The following is a 7485-nucleotide window of genomic DNA, read 5'->3' as shown; positions in this document are numbered from 1 at the left end:
GACGTCACTTTGGGTGAGGGCGCCTGCAAGGTCCGCTCCGGGCACGCTCCCGACAACCTGGCCACGCTGCGAGCGGTCGCCCTGGTGTTCCTGGACCGGTTGGGGCAGGACACGGTGCCCGACGCGATCCGGTGGGTGTCGTATGAGGCGTTCACCCGCCCGCTGGACGTGATCGGTCTTCTCTGACCAGTGCGAACGTCACCACCCACCGAGAATGAAACAGCCCTGGCCCCGATCAGGTCTGGAGCGTCACCGACCCCAGGACCGCCGTGTCGGTGAACACCTCGGCGGGGACAGTCCAGGTCCGCTACGGCACCCACCGGGGACGGCAGTACGGATGGGGTCGGGCGCTGAACTCGTCCAGCGGCTACCTGCTGCTGTTCGAGGTCGACCACGACGGCGACCGGGCAGCCGACTACGCGACCTGGGAGGACGTCTGTGGGGTTCCGGGGCGACGCGGACCTCCGGCCATCCGGCGTCCGCCAGGGGCGCCCGCGCCTTCCGGGCCTGCCCTGTGGTGGTGAGCGCCGGTCAGCAGAGGCGCACCCAGACCGCACTCCGTGGTGGGGAGACCGGGCCGGGGGTGTTCGTCGTTTCCGGGGTGTTCGCGCCCTGCCGTCCACGGGACGAAGCCACCGCACGCCGACGCCGCCCCCGCGGTCGACGGAGTCCGCCGGGCCCCCTTCGCGACCCGGTAGCGTGGCCCGGAGGCCCCCGTGATGATCCTGTACGTCTATCTCGCCGCCGGAGCCGTGACGGCGCTGCTCTTCCACCTCGAGGCCGAGCGTGTGCTGGGCCGCGACCCCGAGCCCGACTGCACACCGTGCCGCGACAACCACGCGTTCTTCAGCAGGATCGTGGACAACCTGCCCGTCGTGACCCCAGCGACCTGGGGGCTGTCCCTCCTGGTCGCGGCCGTGGTCTGGCCGCTGTCCGTGTTCGTCGTGCTCGCCCCGGCCAGCCACCGGCCGTTCTGCCCCTCACGGAGGAAGGAACGCTGACCGACACGGGAAGCGGCGCGCGCCCGCTCCGTCGCTCCCCCCGACCTCGTCCGGATGCGGGGAGGGGCACGCGGTCAACGACAGGCGCCCCGCGGCCGACGTGGCCGCAGAACCGGCTCCGCGGGGCGGTGAGCGCCGATCTCGGGGTCGGTCAGCCTCTCGACCACCGCGCCACCACCCGCGACCCGTGCGGGGCCGGGCCGTGCGTCAGCCGGTGGCGGGACGCGGGGTCAGGAGGCGCCGCGCCGCGTCGGCCGCCAGGAGCGTCGCCTCCTCCGGGATCCCCCGGCCGGCGGGTGCGGTTCCGTTTCCGGGGGCCGCGCGGTTTCGACGGGTTCCACGAGTTCCCGTCCGCCCCGACGGGACGGCGGGGGCGGTCCCCGGACGCCTGCTCTCCCCGCGTCCGCGCGGTGTCGCCCGCCTGACCTGGCCCCTCGTCTTCCGCTGGCTGTACGACGCCCTGCTGGAGGACCGCCCCGACCCCACGACCGACCCGAACCGACCGGTCGGCACGAAGGCGGCCGGGCGCCTCCCCTACGCTGACGGTATGAACGCCAACTCGGGCAACGGCGCCCCCACCATCACCATCCCCGCGCGGTTCAACGGGCCGGACGGGTCGGGCAACGGCGGTTACAGCGCGGGACTCCTCGCCGCCCACCTCACCGCCGCGGGCGGCCCGGCGGTCACGGTCACCCTGCGCACCCCGCCGCCCCTGGGGCGTCCGCTCACGGTGGAGGGCGACCCCGCCACCGGGCTGCGCCTGACCGACCCCGAACGCACCGACCGGGCGCACCTGGTCGCCGAGGCCCGGACCGCCGAACTCCCCGACCGCCCCGCCATCCCCGGCGGCCCGGTGCCCCCCGCCGAGGCCGAGGACGCCGAGAGCCGCTACCCCGGCCTGGTCGAGCACCCCTTCCCGCACTGCTACAGCTGCGGTCCCGCCCGCCCCCAGGGCGACGGCCTCCGCCTGTTCGCCGGATCCGTGCGCCCGGCCACCGGCCCCGACGGCCAGGGCAACACCGTCGCCTGCACCTGGACCCCGCACGCCGACCTCGGTGACGACACGGGCGCCGTCCCCCTGCCCCAGACCTGGGCAGCCCTCGACTGTCCCGGCGGCTGGTCCAGCGACGTCGTCGGCCGCCCCATCGTCCTCGGCCGCATCACCGCCCGCGTCGACCGCGCGCCGCGCGTGGGGCACACCCACGTGGTGATGGGCCACCTGGAGTCCGTCGACGGACGCAAGACGCACACCGGCAGCGCCGTGTACGACACCGACGGCGCCCTGCTCGCCGAGGCCCACGCGACCTGGATCGCGATCCGCTCCTGAGCGGCGGTGACCCCGCCGAGACGCTACGGTGAACCCTTGTGGCGATCGACTACACACGGCGGACGGCTCTGACCGACGACAACGACACCTCCGGCGCCCCCCGGCCGGAGGTCCCCACCGGCGCGCCCGGCCGCGGCGGACGCGGCCGGGGCGGGCGCGACCCCGAACGGCGCCGCGCCATCCTGGACGCCGCCGACCGGGTGATCCAGCGTGACGGGCCCGACGCCCCCATGCTGGCCATCGCCGCCGAGGCGGGGATCAGCAAACCGATCCTGTACCGGCACTTCGGCGACAAGGGCGGCCTGTACCGCGCCCTGGCCCAGCGCCACGTCGACCCGCTCATCGAACGCATCCGCGCCGAGCTGCACGAGCACGCCGAGCTGGAGGTCCGCGCCCGTGCCACGGTCGGCGCCTACCTGTCGATGATCTCGCAGAACCTCAACCTCTACCGGTTCCTCATGGACCGGGCCACCTCCGAGGACCCGCGCACCCGCGGTGACCTGGGGCTCATGGTCCGCCGTCTGGGGGAGGAGCTCGCCGAGCAGCTCGCCAGCGAGGGCCGCGTCACCGGCCGTCCGCACGCCCAGATCGTCGCGCACGCCGTCGTCGGCATGGTCCAGGCGGCGGGGGAGTGGTGGCTGGAGCACCCCGAGGTCGGCGAGGACGAGATCATCGAGGACCTCACCGGAGCCGTCGTCGGCGCGATCCGCGGCGGCTGACCCCTCCGCCGAACCCGAGCGCGGATTCCGCTTGACCTGGAGTGCACTCCAGGCCCCATGCTCTTTCCCATGAGGGACTACTACACGCCCGGTGAGGTCGCTGAACGGTTCGACCTCACCCTCGACACCCTCCGCTACTACGAACGCGAGGGCCTGCTCCGGCGGGTCGACCGCGCCCCCAGCGGGCACCGTCGCTACCGTGCCGACGACGTCGAACTCCTCGGCCTGATCCGGTGCCTGCGCGACACCGACATGCCCATCGCCCGCCTGCGCGAGTTCGCCGAACTCGTCCAGGCGGGCGACCACACCATCCACGACCGGCTGGACGTCCTCCAGCGCCACCAGGACCTGTTGGACCGGCGCATCGCCGAGCTGCGCGCCCACCAGACGGCCATCCAGCACAAGATCGACTACTACGTCGGCGTCCTCGCCGACAACGCCCCCCGACCGGCTGAGGAGACCCCCTGATGCGCTACACCACCGTCGGCGACCGTCGTGTGAGCGCCCTGTGCCTGGGCGCGATGAAGTTCGGCAGCGAGACCGACGACGCCACCGCCTCCGCACTGCTCGACCGCTTCGTCGAGGCGGGCGGAACCTTCGTCGACACCGCCGACAACTACCAGTTCTGGGTCGAGGGCTTCGAGGGGCACGAGAGCGAGACCTTCCTCGGGCGCTGGCGCCGCGAACGCGGGATCACCGACGAGGTGTTCGTCGCCACCAAGCTCGGCGCCATGCCGACCGTGCCCGGCACCGGCCTGGAGACGGCGGAGGGGCTGTCCGCCGAGGTCGTCGCCGCGGCCGCCGAACGCAGTCGCGAGCGCCTCGGCGTGGACCGGCTCGACGCCCTGTACGCCCACATCGAGGACCGATCGGTGCCCCTGGAGGAGACCCTGGGCGCCTTCGCCGCGCTCGTGGAGGAGGGCTCGGTCGGTGAGGTGGGACTGAGCAACCACCGGACCTGGCGCCTGGAACGGGCCCGCGCCGTCGCCGAGGCCCACTCCTGGCCGCGCCCCCGCCTGCTCCAGTACCGGTACAGCTACCTCCAGCCCCGCATGGACGTGCCCCTGACGGCCACGGCGCACGTCCACGTGACCCCGGAGCTGTTGGACTTCGTCCGGGCCGAGGCGGCCGAGGGGCGGGAGTACACGGTCGTGGCCTACACCTCGCTGCTGTGGGGCGCCTACACCAGAGCGGACAAGGAGCTGGAACGCGCCTACGACCACCCGGGGACGGCGGCCCGCCTGGCCGTGCTCGACGAGGTGGCCGCGGAGACCGGGGCCACCCGCAACCAGGTCGTCCTGGCCTGGCTGATGGACAGCGACCCCGCGGTCGTGCCACTGGTCGGGGTGAGCACCACGGCGCAGCTCGACGAGGCGATCGAGGCCACCGACCTGACGCTCACGAAGGACCAGTGGCAGCGCCTCGCCGACGCGAACTAGGTCGTGTTCGCTCCGGGCCTCCGCTGCGCTTCGGCCCGCCCGTCGCCCGCCCCGCCCGAGGGGCCGCTTCGCGGCGGGGCGGGCACCCTCAACCGACGTCTGGCGGCGCGGCACCGACTCTGTTCGGGCGCCTGCGCGGCCGGGGATTCTTCCTTCTCGGCCGCGCCCGTCGCTCGTTCCTCGCCACGCGGCTCGCCTCGCCCGCCCGCCCCCCTCCGCCACCCTCAACGGACGCCTGCGGCGCGGCCCCGTCCACGAGCACCCTGGCGGCGCCCGAACGGTACCCCCGGGTGAGTGCGCCAGAAACTACTGGGGCGAACCTCGTAATTCATCCCATAGGTGTAAACGCGTTGTTTTCGCCGTGGGGTGACCGGATACCTTCCTTGATGGTGGCGGGCTGGGCCGCGCCGCCGCGGTCCGCCGACCCGTGGGAGGGGCGAGTTGCCCGACGACACCTACCACCAGATCCACTTCGCCTGGGCCGAACCGACCCTCCTCGGACGGATCGGACCGGGCCCGGCCGCCTCCTCCCTCACCAAGGACGACCAACCCGCCCTGCGGTCCTGGCGCGACCGGCTCCTTCCGGCGCTCACCGCCGACTACCGCTCCGCCCTCCCCGGCACCGACCCCGCCGACTACCCCGAGACCCTCTGGGCGCGCGCCTACCCCGACGGGCGGGCCGCCCTCGTCTACCGCTGGCCCGGCGAGGTCCGCGACGCGCACGCGTGGGCGATCGTGGGACCGGCGCGCGGACTCGCGTTCCCGCGCGCGCTGTCGCTCCACGAGAACCCGAACACCCGGCCCTCGCCCGCCCGACCCCCCGACCCCGGCTGGGCGACCATGCCCGCCCTGCCCACCCCCGAACCCTGGGAGCGCACCGCCGCTCCCGGGGCCGTGCGCACCCGCGACCGCCGAGCCGCCGAGACCTCCGTCGCGGGCGAGCCCGTCCTCGTCGGCGCCGTGGCCGCCGCCCTGGCCCGCCCCGACCTGCCGATCCACATCGGACTGGACCCCGAGCTCGCCGACCCGTGGCAGGCGGTCCAGCTCCGCTTCCTGTGGGGGGTCCACCGCATCCTGCGCGACGTCCTCACCCCACCCCGGGCCATCCCCGCCGCCGGGTGGAGCTGGTCCTTCTCCACCTACGACCCGGTGCTGGGCACCGCCGACGGCCAGCACCTGGCGTTCGGTCCGCCCACCGCCGACACCCGCACGCCGTTCCTCCACCCGCCCGCGCCCGACCACCTCGCGGTGGCCGAATCCCTGGTCACGCTCCTGCGGGACGAGGGCGGCGACGTACTCGCCGCCCACCTGCGCGAGCGCGGGGTGCCCGAGGCGCCGACCTTCGCCGACCGCCGCGACCTGCTGTGCGACTGGCTCGATCCGCCCGCCCGGGGGCGGGCGGCCGAACCGGAGCCGGAGACGACGGCCGCGCCGGTCACGGGTGACGTCCCAGGACCGCCCGGGGGAACCGCCGCCGTGGAGAACGACGTCCCGTCCATGGTCGACCTGCCGGACCTCGACGACGTCCCCGAGCCGGAGTGGCTGCCCCCGGAGTACGAGCCCCCGGCCGACCTCGATCCGGCCGACCCGCCGGAGCCCGACGACCTTGCGGAGTCCGTCGCCCCTCCGGGGTCCGTTGACCTCGCGGAGCCCGACGATCTCCCCGAGCCCACCGACCTTCCAGGGCTCGACGACCCCACCGCCCTCGACGATCCCGACGGCCTCATCGAACCCGGCTGTCTCACCGGATCCGAGGCCCCCGCCGCCCACGTCGCCCCCGACGACCTGCCCGACCTCCCCGAGGTGGAGGCGCCGGAGACCGAGGACCCCGACCGACCCCAACCCCCGCCCCTGTGGCCCCTCGCCGAACGAGAGCCCCACCACGAACCGGAACCCCGCGAACCCTCCGCGGTTCCACCAGCCACCCCCGACCCCCGATCCCCCGAGGACGCACCGCCGCTGAACCTGGCCCCCGAACCGGACTACCCCGCCGAGACCGCCCCCGCCCCGGACGAGTCCGCCGGTGACGGCACACCCGACGACAACTGGCCGACCCACTACGTCGACATCCCCCTGGCCCGCCTGGAGCGGTGGCACTCCCGCCACGGCCCCGAGAGCGCGCGGGTGGACGTGGTCGACGCTCGCGCCGCGATCCGGGCCGAACGCGCCGAACTCGACCGTGTCCTGGACGAACGGGACCGCTACCACGCCGAGGTCCAGGACCTGCGCCGGGAGGTCGCCCGTCTGGACCGGCCCTGGCTGGACGCCCCCGCCGAACCCGCCGAACCGGTCGAGCCGCCCGGGCGGCGGCGTACGTGGATGGTGGTGCTCCTGGTGGCGGTCGTGCTCGCCCTCGGCCTGGAGGCGGGCGCGCGCTCGGGGACGGGCGTCACCGACCTCCTCACCCTCGTGTGGGGCCTGCTCCCGTTCGGCTGAGCTCCGGGACCCGCGGTGGTCACGGGCCGGGGGCCGGGGCGGGCGGTCACCCCGCTCCCCGGAGGGGAGGCGGGTCCGCGGCCCCGTGCGGCATCGGGCCACCTCGACGGGGGAGAGCCCGACGGGGCCGGTGCGGCCACCGCACCGGTGGACGTGTGCGACGCCGCCCGCCGCACCCCGGGGGAGCACCGCCTCCGCACGGGCGCCCAGGACACGGCCACGGCCCGTGGGGAACCCCGGGGAGCCCTCGGCCGGGAACCGGTGAGACTCGCCGACGAACAGGAACAACCGGAAACCGGGGTGCGGTCCTCGTACCCTCGTATCAGCTCCACACCCCCACCACACCATCAGCACCACGTGCACGTGCGGGGGGTCAGCCACCCCTGAACAGACCGTGGGGAACGACAAACACGGAAACAGGGTCACTTCGTGTCGCGGGGAATCCGGTCAGCGCGCGTCACCCGACCGTCAGGGGCGGATGGCACGACGACGCCGCGAACGACGGTACGGGCGAGCGACGCCCACGAGCCTCCCGGAGCGCCCCCGGACGCCGACGCCCCACA

General features: G+C 74.6%; 7 protein-coding genes and 1 pseudogene. All 8 read left to right on the top strand.

Annotation, left to right across the window (positions count from 1 at the left end; translation table 11 throughout):
• Positions 1–186: pseudogene (locus tag DVR05_RS22125) on the top strand (ISAs1 family transposase); the annotation flags it as partial.
• An 83-nt stretch (positions 187–269) separates the two neighbouring features.
• The gene (locus tag DVR05_RS22120) at positions 270–524 is read left to right on the top strand and encodes a hypothetical protein (RefSeq protein WP_116247828.1); all 255 of its coding nucleotides are present in this window, start codon (positions 270–272) and stop codon (positions 522–524) included.
• 192 nt (positions 525–716) lie between these two features.
• A complete protein-coding gene (locus DVR05_RS22115; RefSeq protein ID WP_157982509.1) occupies positions 717–1001 on the top strand; it encodes a hypothetical protein in 285 nt (94 codons plus the stop codon).
• A 547-nt stretch (positions 1002–1548) separates the two neighbouring features.
• Positions 1549–2328: a hypothetical protein gene (locus DVR05_RS22110; protein WP_116247836.1), complete on the top strand. Its 780-nt coding sequence runs from the start codon at positions 1549–1551 to the stop codon at positions 2326–2328.
• Between the two features lie 38 nt (positions 2329–2366).
• Positions 2367–3047: a TetR/AcrR family transcriptional regulator gene (locus tag DVR05_RS22105; RefSeq protein WP_116247826.1), complete on the top strand. Its 681-nt coding sequence runs from the start codon at positions 2367–2369 to the stop codon at positions 3045–3047.
• A 69-nt stretch (positions 3048–3116) separates the two neighbouring features.
• A complete protein-coding gene (locus DVR05_RS22100; protein ID WP_116247825.1) occupies positions 3117–3515 on the top strand; it encodes a MerR family transcriptional regulator in 399 nt (132 codons plus the stop codon).
• Positions 3515–4486, top strand: coding sequence for an aldo/keto reductase (locus DVR05_RS22095; RefSeq protein ID WP_116247824.1), 972 nt, complete (start codon positions 3515–3517; stop codon positions 4484–4486). Before DVR05_RS22100 ends, DVR05_RS22095 begins: the two co-directional genes overlap by 1 nt.
• Positions 4487–4927: 441 nt before the next feature.
• On the top strand, positions 4928–6922 hold the full coding sequence (locus DVR05_RS27155; protein ID WP_198659294.1) for a hypothetical protein: 1995 nt from the start codon (positions 4928–4930) through the stop codon (positions 6920–6922).
• The last annotated feature ends 563 nt before the right edge of the window (positions 6923–7485 follow it).

The organism is Nocardiopsis sp. FIRDI 009 (assembly GCF_003386285.1).
Classification (GTDB): Bacteria; Actinomycetota; Actinomycetes; order Streptosporangiales; family Streptosporangiaceae; genus Nocardiopsis.
This window is presented reverse-complemented; position numbering and strand designations above follow the sequence as displayed.